A 19,620-nucleotide genomic window follows, 5' to 3' on the forward strand; every position below is an offset into this window, starting at 1 on the left:
TAAGTAACTCTAGCCCTCGCCCAGAACGCCAGGCTGCTTATTCTCCGACCGCTCATCTGAGGATGCGCGAGCGTCGCCTGGTCAGGATTCTGCTGATAGCTACGGGTGATGATCCGCCGCGAAATCGGCTTCAGTGCGCGCCTGCAAACGCCCCGTGCGACAGGCTAGCTGGAAGCGTTCGAAGTCGTCTTCGTTCTGCTTGGCGTAGCCTTGGGCGTATTGGTACAGCGCATCGGCCAGGGCATCGCTCTTACCGATGTAACCACTGATATACGGGGCGCAGCCTGAAGCTTTGGCGTGGGCATGCGCCAGGGCGCGCCCGCAGGCTCTGGCGTAGTCGCAAAAGGTCTGGTCGTCGAACACTTCCAGTTCGGCCGAAATCTTCATGTCGCGCAATTGGCGTACGTAGAAGTGACGACCGCTCGGGCCGGTGGTCCAGCCAAGGAACAGATCGCTGGCCGCCTGCATCAAGCGTTGCCCTTCAACGACCCGCTGGCCTTGATGCTTGACCCGTAAGCGGGTGTCTAGGTAGTTGGCGATCACCGAGCGGCGCGCTTCCTTGAACTGCAGAAACAGCGGCGCTTGCTGATCGTCGGTGAACAGGCCGACCAGGCAGCGGGTACCGACACTGCCGACACCCACCACTTTGAAGGCCAGGTCATGGATGTGAAAGCGTGAGAACAGCTCGCGGCGGTCAGCCTGCAACGTGGTTCGATACTCACGCAAACATTTGTTCAGGTACTTGCGCCAGTCTGGCAAACGCAGCCAGTCATCATCGATGTCGAGCAGCGTGCTGCTGCCATGCAGATGGAAAATCTCTGGCAAATCGTCGCGAATGATCAGGCGACCCTTGGCGTCGCGGTCGGTGATTTTCGGCAGCAGTTCGGCATGGTTGCGTCGTTCGGCTTTGGCAATGGCGCGGTCTACATGCTCGAGCGCACTTTTGCTTGCCTGGCTGCGTAAAACATCGAAGTCGATGGCGTCGTACCAGGTGTCCAGCGCGCTTTGTTCGGCGCATTCCAAAAGCGCGTCCTGATAGGTGCGTACCACCTGGCGGCAAACGGTCTCTGCCACTGAAGCGCTATGACGCAGGTCGCGGGCAGCCACCAGAAAACTCGCCACCAGGCGTTTCAGATCCCACTCCCAGGGGCCGGGATGGGTTTCGTCAAAGTCATTGACGCTGAACAGCAGGTTGCGCTCCGGAGTGGCGAAACCGCCAAAGTTCATCAGGTGGCAATCGCCACAGATTGGCGACACCAGGCCCATGTTCGTTGTGGTTGAAAGGTCGTGCGCCTGCAGCAAGGCATTGCCGCGGTAGAAGGTGAACGGCGACACCAGCATGCGCCCGTAGCGCAAGGCGACCAGCGACTCGACGCGGCCCTCACTTGACGCCTTGATCAGCGGGATCGGATTGCGCTTGACCTTGCCCAGCGCCGCCTGAGCGCTGCGTGGGCACTTCTTACGCGCCGCCTTGCCTTGCCTGAAACGATCGTTGAGCGTGGTCATCAGGACACTCCGCCGAGGCTGTTCACCCGGTAGGAGCGGGCTTGCCCCGCGATTGCGGTGTGTCTGATAAACCGCAATCGCGGGGCAAGCCCGCTCCTACCGGCTATTCGTCAATATCCAACTGCAAGTTGTAGTACTTGCTCTGGTCCGGGGTAAAGGTCACGACCATTCCGGTACGGCTGCAGTTGAGGGTCAGCTCTGCCGTAGTGTCGATCTGCAGGTCTTCACCGCGCAAGCCTTGCCACTGCGCAAGGTATTTGAGTGAGCCGAATTTTTCCCGCTTCTTCAAGGTCCGTTCTACACCACCTTTCCAACCCAGTACCGGCAACTCGCCGGCAAGGCAGCGTTGGGCGATTTCGGGGTGCTTCAGTGCACGTTCGCGACCAATTTCCCAGCAGCGGATCAGACCGTTGTCCGGGCCCTGCCAGGTGTCGATCCAGGTGAGCGTCGGGCGCAGTTCGAGGTGGATCGGGCGATGGACAATACGGCTCATACAGCCTCCCTGGCTGTTTGTTTTTGTAGGGGGTAGCGGATGCTACTAATTGGCCACTATTGGTGTCCAGCGCTGAGTACACACAGATACTGTCGACGCCAGATTGCAGGGTAGACCAAGCACAGGCATTTTCCCGCAACGCAAGTGCGGATCGTTGTTCACGGGCTGAGTAACTACGGTGCATGTAAAAGGGGGAGCAAAACGATTTGTACAGCCGGCTCAGTAGAACTGTCCTCTTGCAGAGGTCGGTGAGTGTCAGATTTCGGCAGTTCGATAACGAACACACGCTGATCGCTAACACCTCCCAACCGGCTCAATAGCTGGCGAACTTCGTGGGCTCGGTAGTTTACAAGGTCACGTTTGCGCGCAGACGCCGCTGAATTATCCAAGACACCAAAAATCAATACCCCAGCCGTGGGATCTGCCCGAAGTTTTTCCAGCGTGCTGGCAATGACAGCCAGCGCTTCGTTCGTCAGGCCAGACATGTCGGCCTCCAGGCTAACCGGGGTTAGCGTAGAGGGGCGCAGAGCGGGGATAGTGCCTTCAGTTGCAAATTCTGATGGCCGTTGTGGGGCGTTTACTGCGGATGAAAATACGGCAATGCTCACCAGGGTAAAAAGCCCGATCAGTAACACCATATTGATGGTGGTACGAATTCGGAAGTGCAGGCGGGTGAAGGCAGACCAGTTACCGATATCTGTCAGGATCTCATGGCGAATGTAGTACGCCTCTTTGTCTTTCTCCTCCCCAGTTCGTTGATAGAGCTCCCAGGCGTCGTCCGCGCGTGACTCCAGTTCTTCAAGGGTATTGATACCCGCAGGTAGTAGCTGATGCTTGTACCTTTCGAATTCTTTTCTGAGCGCCGAGAGTTCACGGCGTGTATATCGTTCCTGGCCATCCAGGTTGAAGTTCTGGTGTAGCGCTTCAGGGTAAGAAAGATCCGGCTGCAGGGACCGTAATAACAGGCGTAAGGCAATAGCAACAAGGGTGATAGTCAGGAGCAGGCTGATGGAAGCGACCCACCATTGTGTGGAAAACACCGCGAGTGCTCCATAGCCTGAGAACGGCGTCCCCGCCATCATCACACCGGCAATGCTGCCAAACACCAGGATCAACGTCTTGACGTTATCACGCAGGTTGGCTTTAGCCGTGATATAGGCGTCTGCGGTGGCCATAGGAAACCTTCGGATTACTCTGAGGGCATTTGCAGCAAGCGGATGCCAGTCAAACCGTTTTGCTGATCTCTAAGTGCTTCCTGAAGCGTTTCCAGTTGTTCTGGAAGTTGCAAGGCGTTTCGATCAATGCCGATGTCAAGAACATAGGGTTGGTTGTGGCCGCCGGTTAACCGGTACTGTTCATTGGCCAAGATCTGCTCAAGGTTGCTTTTTGACATATTGGCTATGTCACTGAGCGCGACAACGGCTTGTGTATCCATGTTGCTGCAATCGAATAGCTCAGGTAAGTCATCTTCGTCCAGATCATTGACGGTGAAGATCCCGATAACAGAGGGGCGTACCCGTGGGCGACCAATATCAGACGTTTTGTCTCCGCCCATTTGCTGGCTAACCGATCCGTTTGCGCCCGGAGAGGTAATGACGTCAGTCACCTTTGGTGGAAGGGGCACCTCGAGTGTTTCGCCATTGCACTGGATTCTGATGGTGTCGTAACGGGTAAAGGAATATTTGATCGTCATCGCAACACCCATTTGTCTCGGACATTATGAGTATTTGAATGGACAGATAATGGCAGACTGCCCTTGGTGCTTGTATTTAAGGCAAGCATGAAGGGAGTGGAAGTCAAGCCAGAGGCAGCCCGTCAATGATCAGACGGGCTGTTTTGGCTAGATTGAATTGTTATTGATGTAATAGGTAAAGTTTCAGCGTTTATCGCTGCACGGCCCAGTAGTCATGCAACGCCCGCGCAGCCGGCTCGATCGCCGCCACACGTTGACGGTGCAACACCACATCCAGATCTACCGGCAGTTCGAAATTGTCCTGCTCGGCGCAGTCGGTGATTTTCTGCAGTTGCAGGGCCAGGCCTTCGGGCAACTGCGGCCAGTTGCTGATCGACACACCACGCACATAGCCAAAGCACCATTCCTCGGCCAGGGTCAGCGGTTGGCCGTTGTGTTCGGTCTGGTCGAAGCGCGCACTGAAGGCGCCAGAGTCATTGGCCAGTTGGCTGGCCAGGTTGTTGAGGTGCTTGATGCTCAGGTCGATGAATTGCCGGCATTCTTCGGGGCTTTCCCATTGTGGCGTCTGGCCGCCCCAGATGGCCGGGAACCACTCGCTGATATCGAGCTGCGCGGGGCCCGAAACCAGTGCCGTGCAGAAGCCATCCAGCTCAGACATGTTGAGCACCGAGTGGTCGTCGCCGTACTTGAGCAGGGTGTCGTCGATGAACGTCAGCTCGCTGGCGGTGAGGGGGGCGATGGGCATGGAGGGGCTCCTTGGCGGGGTAGGCGGGCAAAAAGGCGGGGAGGATGGCCCTTTGCAGCAGATTTTTCCAGTGCTCGGTGCGCGTTGCCAGTGGAAGTTTAATTTTCTGTCAGCCTCATTCGTTCTCTTGGGTAGCCACCGTACGCACGCTGTGCCGCGGGCCCATTCAATTCAGGAGACAGGCAATGACATCCGTATTCGATCGCGACGACATCGTGTTCCAGGTAGTGGTCAACCACGAAGAACAGTATTCCATCTGGCCTGACTATAAGGCAGTACCGGCCGGCTGGCGCACCGTTGGCAAGCGTGGCCTGAAGAAGGAATGCCTGGCTTACATCGACGAAGTCTGGACCGACATGCGCCCGCTGAGCCTGCGCCAGAAAATGGCCGAAACCGCAGCATCGCACTGAGGGCCGCGGGGTGTCGTCACTGACCTTGTTGTGCCTGCCGTATTCGGGCGCCAGCGCCATGGTCTACAGCCGCTGGCGCCGCACGTTACCGGCGTGGATCAACGTGCGCCCTGTGGAGTTGCCCGGGCGTGGTGCGCGCCTGGGCGAGCCGCTGCACACCGATATGCACGCCTTGGCCCGGCAGTTGGCCAGTGAGCAGCGTCTGGCTGCCCACCAGCCGTATGCCTTGCTCGGCCACAGCCTTGGAGCACTCGTGGCGTTTGAGCTGGCCCATGAGCTGCAGGCGTTGGGCTGCCCGTCGCCACTGGCGCTATTTGCCTGCGGCACGGCGGCGCCGACACGCCGCGAAGACTACGACGGTGAGCTGTGGCGCGAGCCAAGAAGTGACGCCGCGCTGATCGAGGAGTTGCGCAGGCTCAAAGGCACCCCGGAAGAGGTCCTGGCCAATCAGGAACTGATGAGCCTGACCTTGCCGGTACTGCGTGCCGATTTTCTGCTGTGCGGCCGTTATGCCTATCGCCAACGCCCGGCCTTGCATTGCCCGCTGCATGTGTTGAGCGGCGAAGAGGATCGTGCCACAGAGACGCAGTTGCTGGCCTGGCGCCGCGAGACGCTGGGTGATTTTTCCCTGGAGACCTTTCCCGGCGGTCACTTCTTCCTCCATGAACATGAAGCGCGCGTGCTCGGTGTGCTCAGTGCCGCACTGGAGCCCCATCGAATGTCGGCCTGATCCTGTCTTGACGTGACCGCCAGCGCTGGGCGAGCCTTGGTGGCTCAATCACGACGCAGGTGCAGGGAATGTTGATCAAGGCGAACCAGGCCAGCTTGCTGGTCATCGATGTACAGGAAAAACTCATTGGTGCCGTCAGCGACCCGGCCGGCACGCTGGCGCGCACTCGCTGGCTGATGGCTGCCACCGCTGAGCTGGGGCTGCCGACGGTGATTTCCGAGCAATACCCCAAAGGTCTCGGCCCGACAGTCGCGGCGCTCAAGGAGGCATCGCCCGATGCCCGGATCGTGGAGAAACTGCACTTTTCCTGCGTCAGCGCCGAGTGCCTGCCGGCGTCCTTGCTGGCCCGTGAACAGGTGATCGTCTGTGGGATGGAAACCCATATCTGTGTGTTGCAAACCGTGCTCGGCCTGCGCGAATTGGGTAAGCAGGTATTCGTGGTCGAAGATGCCTGTGATTGCCGCGGTGCTCACAACCAGGCCGCAGGCATTGCGCGGATGCGTGACGCTGGCGCGCAGATCGTTACCCGCGAAATGGTGGTGTTCGAGCTGATGGAAATCTCGAGCCACGAACAATTTCGGCACATCAGCAAGACCTACATGGTTGGCGAACAACCCTGAACCGCCGAGGGTATTACATGCACGTCAGAGGTTTGCTGCTGGGCGTCGCCGTGCTGTTGACGGTACAAGGCTGCGTGACGCAGCGCGAGGCACCAGAAACCGATCCGGCCAAGGTGCAGGCGCAGATCCTGCGCTTGTTGCCTGCCGCCACCAAAGACCGTGAAGGCTGGGCGCGGGACATCCAGACCGCCTTCACCGCGCAGAAGATCACCCCGAGCCGCTCCAACCTGTGCGCCGTGCTGGCCGTGACCGAGCAGGAGTCGACCTTTCAGGCCGACCCGCAGGTGCCCGGCCTGGGTCGTATCGCCCGCCAGGAGATCGACCGCCGGGCTGCCAGCCTGCACATTCCCCAGATGCTGGTAAATGGCGCCCTGCAGACCCGCTCACCGAACGGCAAAACTTACAGTGAACGGCTGGCGGCGGTGCGCAGTGAAAAGCAGCTCAGTGCGATTTTCGATGACCTGATCGGCAGTGTGCCGATGGGCCGCACCTTGCTCGGCGACCTCAACCCGGTACGTACCGGCGGGCCGATGCAGGTCAGCATCGCCTTTGCCGAGCGCAACGCCCGTGACTATCCCTATAGCCATCAAGGCACGATTCGCCAGGAAGTGTTCAGCCGCCGTGGCGGCATGTACTTCGGCATCGCTCACTTGCTGGGTTACCCCAGTCATTACGAGCGCCAGTTGTACCGCTTCGCCGATTTCAACGCAGGCTGGTATGCCAGCCGCAATGCCGCGTTCCAGAGTGCCTTGAGCCGGGCCAGTGGGGTGCAGTTGGCGCTGGATGGCGACTTGATCGCGCCGGGGGCGATCCTGCCGGGCAACACCGAGAAAGCCGCGCGGCGACTGGGTGAAACGCTAGGCCTGCGTAACCCGAGCATTCGCGACCAGCTGGAGAAGGGTGACAGCCTGGAATTCGAAGACACCAAGTTGTACAGCGGCGTCTATGCCCTGGCGGAAGGCAAGCGGGGCAAGCCGTTGCCCCGTGCGCAATTGCCGGGGATCGAGCTGAAAAGCCCGAAGATCACCCGCAAACTGACCACGGCCTGGTTTGCCAACCGCGTTGATGAGCGATATCAGCGCTGCATGAAACGGTAGGGCTGTAGGAGCGGGCTTGCCCCGCGATTGCGGTTTATCGGACACACCGCATCGCGGGGCGAGCCCGCTCCCACAACAAGCCCCCCACAAGAAGACAGTTGTTCCCACCACCTTAGGTGAATACGGACGCATTTTCGGAAGCGTCTGACATCTTTCCCAATTAGAACTGGGTACTTTTTCCGGGTTGTTTTCCTCACCCGTTTAAGGAAAAACGTATGCCCATTTCGGCCAACCGCGCGCCTTTCAAATTATCAATTCCATCCGTCCGTAATGACTTCAAGGTCCTGGCCTTTCACGGCACCGAGGCCATCAGCCAGTTGTATGCGATTACGGTCGAGCTGGTCAGCGAGCACCCTGACTTCGATCTCGAGAGCCTGCTCGGCCAACCGGCGTTCCTTCAGTTTGGCGCCAGTGGCGAAGGCCTCCACGGCCACATCGAAGATGTCCTGGCCGGCGAGTCTGGCACTCGCCTGACCCGTTATCAACTGACCCTCGTACCCGCGCTGCACTACTTGCAGCTCAGCTACACCCCGCGGATCTTCCAGCAACTGACGGTGCCGCAGATCATCACCCAGGTACTGCAGGGCCACGGCATTCAGGCCGACGCCTTCACCTTCAATGTCAGCACCTGCAGCGAACGTGAATACTGCACTCAATACTTCGAAAATGACTATCAGTTTATTTTGCGCTTGTGCAGCGAAGAGGGCATTGCCTGGCATCACCTGCATAGCCCAGAGGGGCATCACCTGGTGTTCAGCGACCACCAGACCTTCTTCCCCAGGCTCGGCGCCACGCCCTACCGGCAAGGCGCCGGCAGGGTCGCCGAACACCCGGTGGTCAGCCAGTTCACCCACGGCCTCAGTAGCCGCACCAACACGGTGACGCAGCGCGCCTATGACTTCGAGCGCCCCAGCCGCCTGCTGGAAAAACAGGCCCGCGCCGACGTCGGCCCGGCCCTTGAAGACTATCGCTACCCAGCACCCAACGAAACCGAAGAACGCAGCAAACAGCTTGCCCGCCTGGCCCTGGAACGGCACCGTGTCGACTACGCGTCGGGCGAAGGCAGCAGCGACCAAGCGCAACTGCGCAGCGGTCACTTTTTCGACCTTACCGAGCATCCGCGCAAGGCCTGCAACAACCTCTGGCTGTTGCTCAGCGTCAGCCATGAAGGCAAGCAGCCCCAGGTGCTGGAGGAGTCGGCCAGCATCGATAGCCCGCCGAGCAAAGACGGCTTCAGCCAGGGCTACCGCAATCGCTTCAATGTCATCCCCTGGGATGTGTTCTACCGCCCACCACTGGTCAAGCGCCCGGCACAACTGGTCGCCCAGACCGCCCGGGTGACCGGGCCCGAGGGTGAAGAAATCTATTGCGACGAGTACGGCCGGGTGAAGGTCGAGCTGCACTGGGACCGCGCCGAGTTGAACAGCGACAAGAGCAGTTGCTGGCTGCGGGTGGCGTCGGGTTGGGCGGGCGCGGGTTATGGCGCGGTCACTGTGCCGCGCATCGGCATGGAAGTGCTGGTGACCTACCTGGAAGGCGACCCCGACCAGCCGCTGATCAGCGGGTGCATTGCCAATAAGCTCACAGCAACGCCTTATCCCTTGCCCGCCAACAAGACCAAGACCGTGTTGCGTAGCCGCAGCACGCCCGGCAGTGGCGGCTTCAACGAATTGTCGATCGACGACCGCAGTGGCCAGGAACTGATCTACCTGCGTGCCCAGCGCGACCTGGAACAAAAGATCGAGCACGACAGCCGCCTGGACGTCGGCAACGACTGGCGGGAAACCATCAAGGGCAACAGCATTTCAGTGCTCGAAGCTGAGGAACAGCGCACGGTGAGCGGCGACCGCAAGGTCGAACTCAAGGCCGACGATCACCTGCATGTCGGTCAGAGTAGCTACACCCAGGTCGGGCAAACGCTGGTGATTGAAGCCGGTCAACAGGTTCACTTTACTGCGGACCGCGATGTGGTGCTCGATGCGGGGGGCGGCCTCAGTCTGAGCGGCGGCGGGCAGCATATCGTCCTCGGCCCCGGCGGTATCTTCAGCAGCACCGAGATTCAACTCGGAGGTGCGCCCATCATCGGCACCGCAGCGGCACCGAAGTTGCCCGGCGAGCTTGACGGGCTAGCGACACCGCCGTCGCTAGAGACCTCGTCGCAGGGCAAAGCACTGGTGCGAAATGAGCCCTGGTGCGAAATCTGTGAACAGAAGACGCAGGACAACGCTCAGTGACTAGCGCTCCCCAAGCCAATTACCTGTTGATCGATGGTGCCTTGCGTGCCGATGCGCTGGCCAGTCTTTACGCCCTCGCCGAGCCGGTTGAGATCGAACCGCTGTACCTGGGTACCCGCTGGACCGAACTGAAGCACCTGGGCCCATTGTTGGTTGCGGTTGCAGATTCATCCACGCTGATCGGCGAAACCTGGCAACGCGCTGGCCAGCAGGCTGACGCCAGCCTGTTGTACAGCCAGGCGCCGCTGCGCGCGGTAGCCGATCATTTGCGACGTTTCATTGCACCTGCCGATGCACAGGGCAACAAGGGCTTGCTGCGCTTGGCCGATCCCTTGGTGGCGCGGCATTGGCTAGGCAGTTATCAAGACGCGCAGCGGGATGCTGTGCTCGGCCCGATTCAAGCCTGGCACTTGCCGCCAACACCACATGCCTGGGTGCTCGATGCGCCCCCTGAGTGGCTGACATTCACACGCTCGGCAGCGTCCCCAACATGGGTGGATGAATACGCCCGGTTCGCCGACGCACAAATGCAGGCGCTGGATCAGGCCGCGCGCTGGCGCTTCAAAGAGCGGTTGCACCAACGGCTCCAACACAGTCATTCCCAGCCACTGGCGCGCATCGAGAACGCCCGGTTGTCGCGCTGGCTCGATGAGCGTGTGGAAGAAGCACAGGCCTGGGGGCTGGTCAGCCAGCGCAGCCTCGCGATCTGGGTCGAGTACAGCCTGCGTTGGGGCGAGGGCTTTGCCCAGAACCTTCAATCGCCTTACCAGCGATGGCTGGCGCGTACCCCCAGTGCGCTGAAGCTCGCCCCGGAACTGCATATCCAGCAAATGGATAGCGACTGCCTGCACCTCACCGTGAACAAGGACGTGCAATGAATACTGCCGTAACAGAAGCCGAACTGAACCAGGCCCGGCGCAACCAGGAATTCACCAACGCGCCGCTGGGCATCGGCAAATGCGCCTTCCGCCACCCCGAAGTGTCGATTTTCCCAGTGCGCTATGCACTGGACGAATCACCGCACAGCAAAGGCAGCAACCAAGGGCCCAACCCGCTGCCCAAGGGCTGGACAGGCAAACTTCCCGCGCTGCACACCCGCAGCTACACCCTGCGCCAGTTGCGCGATGGCTGGCTGTACGTGTGGAACAGCAGCGACCAGACCTTCCATGAATACCAGGTCAGCGGTGAGCGTTTCACCCGCCACCTGTGGACCGACGTCCAGCTGTATCAGGATGCCCGCCACAACCCGAGCGAAACCCAGCCGTACCTGCTGTACCCGCGGCGCAGCCAGTTGCGCATCGCCTACTCGCCGGTGCAATGGACCTGGCGGATGTGCGAACTGATGCGCAGCAACCCTGCCGCCCAAAGCCGGTGGATGCGCGCGCTTGATCTGCCGGCGTATTGTGCCAGCGGCAAAACCGAGCATGGCGGCGATATTACTGAGCTGGGCAATGACGTCGCGGATATTTACGTCTTCGGCGCCAGCGCACCAACCTTCACCAGCACACTGTTGCCGACCACCGCCGGCGAGCCGGGCCAGCCGTACAAACCGGCGTTCGAAGAAGCCTTGGTGCGCGGTCGGGTGCCTGAGCAGGACACCGCGCTGTACATCGCCCTGGACGACCCGTTGGCCCTGATCGACGACCTGAGCATGAACCTGTCCGGTCGCCTGCAGGAACAGCAGCAGTTCGACAGCGTGCACCAAGCCAGCCTGGAAAGCGCCCTGGCCGTCGAGCGCTTGTGCGGCTTTGATACCGAAGCCTTTTTCCCCAAGACCCTGCACGACCCGCTGCAGCGCCAGGCCTACAGCGACGACCTGTACCGCCTGCTGGGCACCTTTGACGAGCTTGAACGCGCCAAGGACATGGTCCCGGCCGAGGAGGAACAGCTGGTGATGATGGGCGCGGCCAAGGAAGTCAGCGCCGCCCAGGCCCGCTTCAAGCAGACTTGGGGGCATCTGCCGGCCCACGCGGATTGGCAAGCCGCCCTGGAAGAATGGAACGCCAAGCGCTTATGGCGCGAAGACGTGCGCTTTGATGACCTGCGTCGTTACCTGAGCGAGGTCCGCGTCGAGGCGCAACAACTGCAAGCGCATTGCCAGCGCAGCGAAGCCGACCTGCTCACCTGGCTCAATCGCCTCAGCCCCAGCGCCGAAGCGGTGTACCACGACACCTGCAATCGCGAGCAGGCCCGCCAGTTGCTGGAAACCGCGCACATGCTCTACACCTTGCTCGGCAATGGCCAGCAAGGGCAACAGTGGCTGTGCCAGCAGGCCGAGCGCCCGAGCACCCTGTTTGGCCTGGCACTGTTCAACTTCAACGCGGAACTGGCCAGCCTGATCCGCACCCTGTCGCACAACTTCACCACCTACGGCACCCTTGACGACCAGGGCCGTCAAGGCGATGGCAGCAGCGGGGCGCTGACGCCGTCTTCGTCAGGCGACGCCACCAGCATGACCACCCGCGTCAATGAACTGAAAGCGGTGTTCGACCTCGAAAGCGTGCGCAGCAGCCGGCTGTACCAGACCCTGAGCAGTGTCACCCGCGAAGCCATGAGTAGCCTGATCGAGGTCGCCAACCACCAGGCCCGCGAGGCCTGGCACGGCCTGAGCGGCTTGCTGCTGCCGGCGATGAAACAGCACACGGCCTTTGCGCTCGTCGCGACCCAGGTGCTGATCTCCACGGAAATCGCCAGCACCACCCAACTGCTGTTCAACCCCGCCTACCCACGCGCGTTCCAGGCCTGGTTGCTGCACGTGCAAGCCCTGAATAACCAGATCGCGGGCGTCAAACGTGTGCTGCACACTCCCGGTCGGGTGCACGACCAGCGCGCCGCGCGTCGATCGCTGCAGATCCTTGAACAACAGCGGCAAGCGCGGTTCCTCGAACGTCCCATCCAGATCATCGCCAAAGCTTCGGGCAGTACCCGCTTGGAGGTCAGCTTGTGGCAAATCAACCACTGGTTCGAAAACCTCGGCCAGAACGAAGTGACGGCACAACTGAAACTGCTGGGCACGCGTGAATACCTGACGCGGACCAAAACCTGGATGGCGCAGAACCTCGGCAGTGCCCTGCCGACGGTGCTGGTGGGCCTGAACGCGTGGAACCTGTGGAGCAGTGCCCAACAGGCGCAAAACGACGGGCAGTTCACTGCGGATGAATGGCGCGTGATGGGGGCGAATGCGGCGTATGCGGGGAATGCGCTGGCGGCGTTGTGGGTTGGGCCGGCTTGGAGTCGGGCGGGGGGGATGGTTGGGAAGTTGAGCGATGAAACGCGGAAAGTTGCCCAGGCAAGCTACTCGGCATGGCTTGCAAAGTACAAAGCTGCCTCCGCAGGGAGCGCCCAAGCTGCGACGGCAAACGAATTTGCTACGGTGTCGAAAGGTCTGATTTTACGCACGGTGACGTGGGCTGCGCTGGGGGCTGTTGCGGCGGGTCTTGAGGCGTGGCAGATCTCCGAAGACATTGGCAGAGCCACCAGTGAGGAAGAGGAAAAATTGCTCACATGGAAGCTTCGCATTGTTAAAGGAATGGGGCTTGTTTCCACGGGCCAATTAATCGGTGCAGGCCTCGGCTATTGGTTGAGTTTCTCCTGGGTAATGTCGACGCCAGTGACGATCATTATTGCGCTGCTGGGTATTGCCTATTTTCTGGTCTCAATGGCCGCCAACCGTTTCAAGCGCGAGGGCCTGCGTTTGTGGCTGTACCGTTGCAGTTGGGGGCGTGGGTCAATCCCAGAATGGCGGGGTGACGGCAATCATCTCAAGCAGATGCACGCGTTGCTGGAAACCTTGCAACGCCCGACGGTAGTGGGAAGAGCCTTTTATAAAGACGGTGAGCGTGCCCTCAGGAGGTGGCTGGGCTTCTGGGTGCAGATTCAAGTGCCGACAGCGTTGGCCGGTAAAGAGTTGACCCTACAACCGACGGTCGTGAACCGGTGGACGTTGGAAGAAAACCTCACGGACTTCGAGCACAACAGGTTTTACGATCAGTTTCTAAATGGCCATTGGGTCGATCCGAAGCTACTGGGAGAGTTGCCCAGTGTTCCGGGCAACAGCCTGAGCTTATCCGACTTCACTTACACCCCGCAGGATCAACACCGCCTATGGCAAGTTTGGATCAATGATCCGACGGATAATCCGCTTCTCGAGATGGAGGTTAAATACCCGTCCGGTGTGTGGCAGGGCTCAAGCGGCCACAGTTACATGTTCCGGTTGGCACTGAAATGGGCGGCGAGTGAAGCAGACCGAGTCAAGTCTGCCGTAAGCGGGGAACTGCGGGAAAAAGATTCTGTTGTGATTTATAGTCAGTCCAGCAAATTAACGAAGCTGGTAGTCCCTAACTCAAGTGGTGGTTGAGCAATAATATGTTAAGTTTCAATAAGCCACTCGAGCTGCCGTCGCAGCTTGAGTGGAAGTTTGCGCATGAGCCAGAGCTGTTGGGCTGGACGATTCGGGCGCGTGATTATAATACGGTTGTGGCTAATGGCATGTTTGCTTTTATGTCTGTGCTGATAGTGTTTGGGGCTTATAGTGTGTATTCGATGCCGGCTCCAGGCGAGGGGGTGTTGTTCAGGATTGTAGTGGCTTTTTGTTTTTATTTGATCATAACTTGTGCAGTTCTTAGTATGACTCATCAAAAAGTGAATTTTGCCTATCGAATTTCTGGCTCTGGAGTTGAGTATTGTGTTTGGAAGGATTTTCCGGAGTGGGCTTTAACATTTTTAAAATGGCTTACAGGGATAACGGCGGTCATTTTTCTTTTCATAGCGACTATCGATCCTTCATTTTTGTTGGGTGCGTTGTTAGGTCCAGGGGGGATGGGGTTGACGTACCTTTCGATGGCGCACTCAAAAAATTACCGGGAAATGCATACCCGATACCATCACTATGCATTTAAATGGGCGGATTTTACGCAGCTTGCCATTGCAAGCAATCGAGAGGTGGTCGATTTGAAATACGCAATAACCATGGAAGGAGATGACTTTGAAACCCGTTGGAGTTTGAACATTTTTTGCAGGAGAAAGCAGAAAGAAAAAGTAGCGGAGATCATAAGGCCTTATCTTTCTCCGGACGTTCCTTTCATCAGGGCCAAGGTCAACGTTCCGCTCAGTACTGATTGACGGAACAAACACTCCAAATGGGTACGCCAGGAAGGCGACTGATTTCTGGGTGCAGATTCAAGTACCGGCAGCGTTGGCCGGTAAAGAGTTGACCCTGCAACCGACGGTCGTGAACCGGTGGACATCGGAAGAAAACCTCACGGACTTCGAGCACAACAGGTTCTACGATCAGTTTCTAAATGGCCATTGGGTCGATCCGAAGCTACTCGGTGAGCTACCCAATGTTCCGGGCAGCAGCCTGCGCTTAACCGACTTCACTTACACCCCGCAGGATCAACACCGCCTATGGCAAGTTTGGATCAATGATCCAACGGATAACCCGCTTCTTGAGCTGGAGGTTAAATACCCGTCCGGTGTGTGGCAGGGCTCAAGCGGTCACAGTTACATGTTCCGGTTGGCGCTGAAGTGGGCGGCGAGTGAGGCTGACCGAGTCAGCGATGCCGTTAGTGGGGAGTTGCGAGAAACAGACTGTGTTGTGATCTATGGCCCGTGCAGCAAGCTGTTGAAGTTGTCAGTCCCCAATTCAAGTGATGGTTGAGTTTAAACATGTTCATTTTTAATAAGCCCCTTGAGCTACCGCCGCAGCTGGAGTGGAAGTTTGCGCATGAGCCTGAGTTGATGGCGTGGACGATTAAGGCGCGGAATTACAATATATTTGTGGCTAACGGCATGTTTTTGTTTATGGCTATTTTTATATTGGGGTGTGCATTCGTTATGTACTCTGTGTATGAGGGAATGGATCAGCCGTGGCGAACGTTGTCATGCGTTTTTTTTTATACTCTTATGTTGTCTGTGACTTCATCTATGACCCATCAACGTATAAGTTGCGTCTATCGACTTACTGAGTCCGGGTTGGAGCACTGTGAGTGGAAGGATTTTCCAAAATGGGCGTTGACATTTCTGAAGTGGTTAACTGGTGTGGCGGCGGTTGTTTTTGTTTTCATGGCGACCATTGACCCATTATTTCTACTCGGCGCGCTAATAGGGCCGGGAGGGATAGGCTTGACGTATCTTTTGATGGCAAACTCAAAAGAGTACCAGGAGCTGCAAACTGAATATCACCACTTTGCATTTAAGTGGGCTGATATAGAGCGGCTCGCTGTTGTGACCAATAGAGAGATCGTAGAGTTCAAGTATGGCGTCGTCTTGAAGGGTAAGGACCATATTACACATGGCGGGGTTAATGTGTTTTGTAAAAGAAATAAAAAAACAGAGGTGGCTGATCTTATTAGGTCTTATCTTTCTCCAGATATACCGTTCATCAAAACCAAGGCTGACGTACCGCAGTATTAATTGAAGAGGCGATGCTGCCACTGAAAGCAGGGGAGGGCCTTTATCTAATGGCGGTGGCTGTACGCTGCGGAAGTGGCTGGATCTGTGCGCTTCTGGCATCGCCTCGCGGGGCAAGCCCGCTCCTACCTGTAGGAGCGGGCTTGCCCCGCGAGGCGATAAACGGGCCAAACCCGCGTCTACCAATGGACTCAGGTTTTGCGGGTGACCAGCGCGTTGACGACTTGCTCGATACCGGCCTTGAGCCCGGCAACGGTGTCTGGCGCACCGGTGTCGATCACCACCAGCCTGGCGCCCGATGCCGTGATCACATCCAGTACGGCCTGGCTTGGCTGTTTATGGTGCAGCACCAAGGCCACGTCCTGGCCTTTGAGCTCATCGCCCAGGCGTTTCAGGGCAGCAGCATCCCATTGATCGTCGGCCACGCGCGGGTGATCGATCAAGTCCAGGTTCAGGCCGCTGATCAGGTAGTCCAGGCGTTCGGAGAGGTTGACCACGCTGAGGTTGTCGGCGTCGGCCAGGCGCGACTCGCTGCTGGCGCTCAGCTCCAGCAACTGGCGTTTGAAGGTGGCCAGGTTGGCCTGGATCTTCGGCTGTTCGCTCGGGCTCAGGCGGCCGAGGTCGTTGGCCAGTACGTCGGCCATGCGTCCAAGGTTGCTGGGGTTGAGCCAGGGGTAGGCGGCAAAGGCGTTGTTGCCTTGCACGGCGATCCCCGGCAGTGCGCCGTCTACCGGGCGCGCGGCGTCGATTTCAACGATGCGGATGTTGCTGCGTCGCGCTACCGGGTACAGCGGGTCGTCGCTCCAGATCGAACGCAGGGCAATTACCGCATCGGCCTGGCTTGCGGCCTTTTGCAGGCTCGCAGCACCACGACCGCTGAAGTACGACGGCTGCCGCGACGCGGGAATGTTGGCCGGCGCGGCGCGCTGCAGGGTGACCGAGGTGCCGTCGAGCAGGGCGCTGGCCAGGGCGTGGGTGACCGGCAGTGAAGCCAGTACGGTAACGCCGGCGTGTTGCTGTACCGCTGTCGGTGGGGGCTGGGCCACGCTCAAGGCGGGCAGGGTGGCCAGCGCCAGGGCCAGGCACAGGTGTTTGAGTTCGAAGGTCATGCCGGGTTTCCTTGCAGGCGTGGAACAAGGCCGCGGGCCAGGGCGGCGAGGGCGAAGCAGCAGCCGGCGACGAGGATGATCGCCGCGCCCGAAGGCACCGGCAGGTCAAAGACGATCGGCAGCAAGATGCCCACTAGGGTGCTCAGGGTGGCGATCACTACCGAGGCCCAGAAGAAACCTTTGAGCGACTGGCTGATCAGGCGCGCCGCCGCCGCCGGAATCACCAGCAGGGCGCCGACCAGAATCGCACCAATGACTTTCACCGCCGCGACGGTGACCAGGGTCACCAGCACCACAAACAGGTAGTCCAGGCTCTTCACCGCCACCCCGCGTACCGCTGCCAATTGCGGGTTGAAGCTGGCGAGCATGATGCGGTTGTACAACGGCAGGGCCAGGGACAGCACCAGCGTACCGACAATGCCGAGTACCAGCAGGTCCTGGCCGCTGACAGTGAGCACCGAGCCGAACAGTACGTTTTCGAGGATGTGCACGTTGATCTTGCCGGCCAGCATCAGCAGCAGGCTGGCGCCCAGGGCCAGGGACACCGAGAGGAACACGCCGATCAGGGTGTCGGGTGACAGCCCGGTACGGTTGCGCAAAAAGTTCAGCAGGATGCCGAACAGCAGGCAGTAGCCGAACAGGCTGCCGTAGGGGCCGGTGTAGGGTTCACCGAGCAGGATGCCGATGGCCACGCCGGTCAGCGCGGCGTGGCCAACAGCTTCGGAGAAGAAGGCAAAGCGCTTGACCACCACCAGGGTGCCGAGCCCGCCAAGCACCGGGCCGATCATCAAGCCCGCCAGCAAGGCGTTGACCACAAAGCCATAGGCCAGGGCTTCAGGCAGGTAGCCAGCGCTGGCCCAGCCCTGGATCAGCAGGCGAATTTCTTCGTAGTTCATCAGGCGATGCTCTCGCTGCGGGGATGGATGGAGAACAGGCTGAGCAGGCGCTCCGGTGTCAGCGCTTGTTGCGGTGGGGCATCGAACAGCACCCGGCGGCTGAGTCCGGTGACCTTGTCGGCCAAGCGCGCCACGGCTTGCAGGTCATGCTCGATCCACAGCACCGTGGTGCCAGCGGCGCGCCAGTCCAGCAGCAGGCGTTCGAACACCTGGATGCCGGCTTCGTCGAGTGCCGACATCGGTTCATCCAGTACCAGCAATTGCGGAGCCGGGATCAGGCCCTGAGCCAGCAGCACACGCTGGCGTTCACCGCCCGACAGCGCGCCCATGCGCCGTTTGCGTTTGTCGAGCATGCCGACCCGCTCCAGCGCCGCATCGATGGCTGGGGCCACCTTGCGCGATAGGCCTAAAAACGCCGGGCGCCGCTGGCACATGGCAGCCATGAAGTCATCGACAGTCATGGGCAGGCCGCGGTCGAACTCCAGGGCCTGGGGCACGTAGCCGATGACTTGGGTATCGCCCGGCCAGGTCAAGGTCAGTTGACCCTGATGGGGCATCTGGCCGAGCAGGGTTTTCACCAGCGAACTCTTGCCGCCACCGTTGGGGCCGACCAAGGCATGCACGCTGCCAGCGGCGACCTTGAAGCTGACCTGATCGAGAATGCGCGTACGGCCCAGGGTCAGGTCGATGGCGGCGAATTCGATACCTGGCCCGCGGGCCTGGGTAATGACGGTTTCAGCCACGGTCATGCCTTGGACTCCTTGATCGCCCGCACCACGGTGTCGAGGTTGCGCTTCATCTCGACCTCGTATTTTTCCTTGCTGTAGTCGCCGTAGGAGATGTGGGTCAGCGGGTAGATCTTCACCCCAGACTCACGCTGGATGGTTTCGACGTAGGCCGAAGGGAAATCCATCTCCGAGAAAATCACTTTCACGTCCAGGGCTTTGAGCTGGTCGATGGTTTTCTTCAGCTGGCTCGGGCTGGGTTCGATGCCGTGGGCCGGCTCGACCACAGCGGTGACTTCCAGGCCGAATTCACGCACCAGGTAGTCGTAGGCGGCGTGAATGGTAGCAACGCGAAATTCCGCCCCGGGTGCTTCGGTGACCTGGGCCAGGGCGTCGGCGCGCAGCTTGCGCAGGCGCTTGGCGTAGGCGCGGGCGTTCTGGCTGTAGTACTTGGCGTTGTCCGGGTCGAGCTTGCCCAGCTCGCGGGCGATGTTGTTGACCTGGGCGATGCTGGCACTGATCGACAGGAAGGTGTGCGGGTTGACTACCTTGCCCGCACCGCGCGCCGCTACCCCGGTGGCCGCCAGCAGCGGCACGTTGGTGTTGGATTCGATCACGGTGATCTGCGGCTTTTCGCTGGCGGCGATCATGCGGTCGGCAAAGTCATCGTGACCGATGCCGTTGAGCACCACCACGTCGAGGCTGCCGATGCGCTTGATGTCTTCGGCGCGCGGCTCGTAGGCGTGGGGGTTGAAACCGGCCGGAATCAATGGCACCACCTCGGCTTTGTCGCCGACGATGTTGCTCACGTAGCTGTAGTACGGGTGCAGGGTGATGCCGATGCGCAGCGGTTTGCCCTGGCTGTCAGCCTGGGCCAGCACGGGCAGGGTACAGGCAAGCAACACAGTCAAAAGACGACGGGCGAGGCGGGAGCGAAACATGGGGCGTCCT

The 19,620-nt window shown here is 59.7% G+C and carries 19 protein-coding genes; 10 read left to right on the top strand and 9 right to left on the bottom strand.

What is annotated here, in order from left to right:
- Positions 1-99: 99 nt before the first annotated feature.
- The 5 genes from ACVWSC_RS09960 to ACVWSC_RS09980 all read right to left on the bottom strand — a co-directional run bounded on the left by ACVWSC_RS09960 (position 100) and on the right by ACVWSC_RS09980 (position 4,437).
- Positions 100-1,506, bottom strand: a complete 1,407-nt coding sequence (locus ACVWSC_RS09960) for a DUF2252 domain-containing protein (protein WP_442113471.1) — start codon at positions 1,504-1,506, stop codon at positions 100-102.
- A 103-nt stretch (positions 1,507-1,609) separates the two neighbouring features.
- Positions 1,610-1,999 carry a hypothetical protein gene (locus ACVWSC_RS09965; RefSeq protein WP_442113472.1) on the bottom strand — a complete coding sequence of 130 codons (390 nt, stop codon included), beginning with the start codon at positions 1,997-1,999 and terminating at the stop codon, positions 1,610-1,612.
- 173 nt (positions 2,000-2,172) lie between these two features.
- Complete coding sequence (locus ACVWSC_RS09970) at positions 2,173-3,174, bottom strand: hypothetical protein (RefSeq protein ID WP_442113473.1); 1,002 nt, start codon at positions 3,172-3,174, stop codon at positions 2,173-2,175.
- Positions 3,175-3,188: 14 nt separating this feature from the next.
- Complete coding sequence (locus ACVWSC_RS09975) at positions 3,189-3,692, bottom strand: hypothetical protein (RefSeq protein ID WP_442113474.1); 504 nt, start codon at positions 3,690-3,692, stop codon at positions 3,189-3,191.
- Between the two features lie 190 nt (positions 3,693-3,882).
- A complete protein-coding gene (locus tag ACVWSC_RS09980; RefSeq protein WP_442113475.1) occupies positions 3,883-4,437 on the bottom strand; it encodes a UPF0149 family protein in 555 nt (184 codons plus the stop codon).
- Between the two features lie 185 nt (positions 4,438-4,622).
- On the opposite strand from ACVWSC_RS09980, the gene ACVWSC_RS09985 reads away from it, so the two are divergent.
- From ACVWSC_RS09985 to ACVWSC_RS10030, 10 genes are all read left to right on the top strand, one after another.
- Positions 4,623-4,847 (top strand): MbtH family protein, encoded by a 225-nt coding sequence (locus tag ACVWSC_RS09985; RefSeq protein WP_442113476.1) that lies wholly within the window; start codon positions 4,623-4,625, stop codon positions 4,845-4,847.
- A gap of 10 nt (positions 4,848-4,857) precedes the next feature.
- Positions 4,858-5,577: a thioesterase II family protein gene (locus tag ACVWSC_RS09990; RefSeq protein WP_442113477.1), complete on the top strand. Its 720-nt coding sequence runs from the start codon at positions 4,858-4,860 to the stop codon at positions 5,575-5,577.
- Between the two features lie 68 nt (positions 5,578-5,645).
- Positions 5,646-6,197, top strand: coding sequence for a hydrolase (locus ACVWSC_RS09995; RefSeq protein WP_442113478.1), 552 nt, complete (start codon positions 5,646-5,648; stop codon positions 6,195-6,197).
- Positions 6,198-6,214: 17 nt separating this feature from the next.
- The gene (locus ACVWSC_RS10000; RefSeq protein ID WP_442113479.1) at positions 6,215-7,294 is read left to right on the top strand and encodes a DUF1615 domain-containing protein; all 1,080 of its coding nucleotides are present in this window, start codon (positions 6,215-6,217) and stop codon (positions 7,292-7,294) included.
- A gap of 215 nt (positions 7,295-7,509) precedes the next feature.
- On the top strand, positions 7,510-9,528 hold the full coding sequence (locus ACVWSC_RS10005) for a type VI secretion system Vgr family protein (protein WP_442113480.1): 2,019 nt from the start codon (positions 7,510-7,512) through the stop codon (positions 9,526-9,528).
- Positions 9,525-10,406 carry a DUF4123 domain-containing protein gene (locus ACVWSC_RS10010; protein WP_442113481.1) on the top strand — a complete coding sequence of 294 codons (882 nt, stop codon included), beginning with the start codon at positions 9,525-9,527 and terminating at the stop codon, positions 10,404-10,406. The genes ACVWSC_RS10005 and ACVWSC_RS10010 overlap by 4 nt, the downstream gene beginning before the upstream one ends.
- Positions 10,403-13,885 carry a T6SS effector BTH_I2691 family protein gene (locus tag ACVWSC_RS10015; protein ID WP_442113482.1) on the top strand — a complete coding sequence of 1,161 codons (3,483 nt, stop codon included), beginning with the start codon at positions 10,403-10,405 and terminating at the stop codon, positions 13,883-13,885. The genes ACVWSC_RS10010 and ACVWSC_RS10015 overlap by 4 nt, the downstream gene beginning before the upstream one ends.
- Before the next feature lie 8 nt (positions 13,886-13,893).
- A complete protein-coding gene (locus ACVWSC_RS10020; RefSeq protein WP_442113483.1) occupies positions 13,894-14,649 on the top strand; it encodes a hypothetical protein in 756 nt (251 codons plus the stop codon).
- Between the two features lie 49 nt (positions 14,650-14,698).
- Complete coding sequence (locus tag ACVWSC_RS10025) at positions 14,699-15,187, top strand: hypothetical protein (RefSeq protein ID WP_442113484.1); 489 nt, start codon at positions 14,699-14,701, stop codon at positions 15,185-15,187.
- Between the two features lie 8 nt (positions 15,188-15,195).
- A complete protein-coding gene (locus tag ACVWSC_RS10030; RefSeq protein WP_442113485.1) occupies positions 15,196-15,942 on the top strand; it encodes a hypothetical protein in 747 nt (248 codons plus the stop codon).
- A gap of 188 nt (positions 15,943-16,130) precedes the next feature.
- On the opposite strand, the gene ACVWSC_RS10035 is transcribed toward ACVWSC_RS10030, so the two are convergent.
- The 4 genes from ACVWSC_RS10035 to ACVWSC_RS10050 are packed head-to-tail and all read right to left on the bottom strand — an operon-like array spanning position 16,131 to position 19,610.
- Positions 16,131-17,048, bottom strand: coding sequence for a metal ABC transporter solute-binding protein, Zn/Mn family (locus ACVWSC_RS10035; RefSeq protein WP_442113486.1), 918 nt, complete (start codon positions 17,046-17,048; stop codon positions 16,131-16,133).
- Entirely contained in the window at positions 17,045-17,944 is a 900-nt protein-coding gene (locus tag ACVWSC_RS10040) for a metal ABC transporter permease (protein ID WP_442113487.1), read from the bottom strand. Before ACVWSC_RS10040 ends, ACVWSC_RS10035 begins: the two co-directional genes overlap by 4 nt.
- Positions 17,944-18,693 carry a metal ABC transporter ATP-binding protein gene (locus tag ACVWSC_RS10045; protein ID WP_442113488.1) on the bottom strand — a complete coding sequence of 250 codons (750 nt, stop codon included), beginning with the start codon at positions 18,691-18,693 and terminating at the stop codon, positions 17,944-17,946. The genes ACVWSC_RS10040 and ACVWSC_RS10045 overlap by 1 nt, the downstream gene beginning before the upstream one ends.
- Entirely contained in the window at positions 18,690-19,610 is a 921-nt protein-coding gene (locus tag ACVWSC_RS10050) for a metal ABC transporter substrate-binding protein (protein ID WP_442113489.1), read from the bottom strand. The genes ACVWSC_RS10045 and ACVWSC_RS10050 overlap by 4 nt, the downstream gene beginning before the upstream one ends.
- Positions 19,611-19,620: the final 10 nt, after the last annotated feature.

This window comes from Pseudomonas sp. NUPR-002, from assembly GCF_056322725.1.

Bases quoted from the DNA above. Each gene is read 5' to 3' on its own strand.
- ACVWSC_RS09985 (WP_442113476.1), top strand. From the start codon at position 4,623: ATGACATCCGTATTCGATCGCGACGACATCGTGTTCCAGGTAGTGGTC.
- ACVWSC_RS09960 (WP_442113471.1), bottom strand. From the start codon at position 1,506: ATGACCACGCTCAACGATCGTTTCAGGCAAGGCAAGGCGGCGCGTAAG.
- ACVWSC_RS10035 (WP_442113486.1), bottom strand. From the start codon at position 17,048: ATGACCTTCGAACTCAAACACCTGTGCCTGGCCCTGGCGCTGGCCACC.
- ACVWSC_RS10040 (WP_442113487.1), bottom strand. From the start codon at position 17,944: ATGAACTACGAAGAAATTCGCCTGCTGATCCAGGGCTGGGCCAGCGCT.
- ACVWSC_RS10045 (WP_442113488.1), bottom strand. From the start codon at position 18,693: ATGACCGTGGCTGAAACCGTCATTACCCAGGCCCGCGGGCCAGGTATC.
- ACVWSC_RS10030 (WP_442113485.1), top strand. From the start codon at position 15,196: ATGTTCATTTTTAATAAGCCCCTTGAGCTACCGCCGCAGCTGGAGTGG.
- ACVWSC_RS10015 (WP_442113482.1), top strand. From the start codon at position 10,403: ATGAATACTGCCGTAACAGAAGCCGAACTGAACCAGGCCCGGCGCAAC.
- ACVWSC_RS10005 (WP_442113480.1), top strand. From the start codon at position 7,510: ATGCCCATTTCGGCCAACCGCGCGCCTTTCAAATTATCAATTCCATCC.
- ACVWSC_RS10000 (WP_442113479.1), top strand. From the start codon at position 6,215: ATGCACGTCAGAGGTTTGCTGCTGGGCGTCGCCGTGCTGTTGACGGTA.
- ACVWSC_RS09965 (WP_442113472.1), bottom strand. From the start codon at position 1,999: ATGAGCCGTATTGTCCATCGCCCGATCCACCTCGAACTGCGCCCGACG.
- ACVWSC_RS09970 (WP_442113473.1), bottom strand. From the start codon at position 3,174: ATGGCCACCGCAGACGCCTATATCACGGCTAAAGCCAACCTGCGTGAT.
- ACVWSC_RS10050 (WP_442113489.1), bottom strand. From the start codon at position 19,610: ATGTTTCGCTCCCGCCTCGCCCGTCGTCTTTTGACTGTGTTGCTTGCC.
- ACVWSC_RS09995 (WP_442113478.1), top strand. From the start codon at position 5,646: ATGTTGATCAAGGCGAACCAGGCCAGCTTGCTGGTCATCGATGTACAG.
- ACVWSC_RS10020 (WP_442113483.1), top strand. From the start codon at position 13,894: ATGTTAAGTTTCAATAAGCCACTCGAGCTGCCGTCGCAGCTTGAGTGG.
- ACVWSC_RS09980 (WP_442113475.1), bottom strand. From the start codon at position 4,437: ATGCCCATCGCCCCCCTCACCGCCAGCGAGCTGACGTTCATCGACGAC.
- ACVWSC_RS09975 (WP_442113474.1), bottom strand. From the start codon at position 3,692: ATGACGATCAAATATTCCTTTACCCGTTACGACACCATCAGAATCCAG.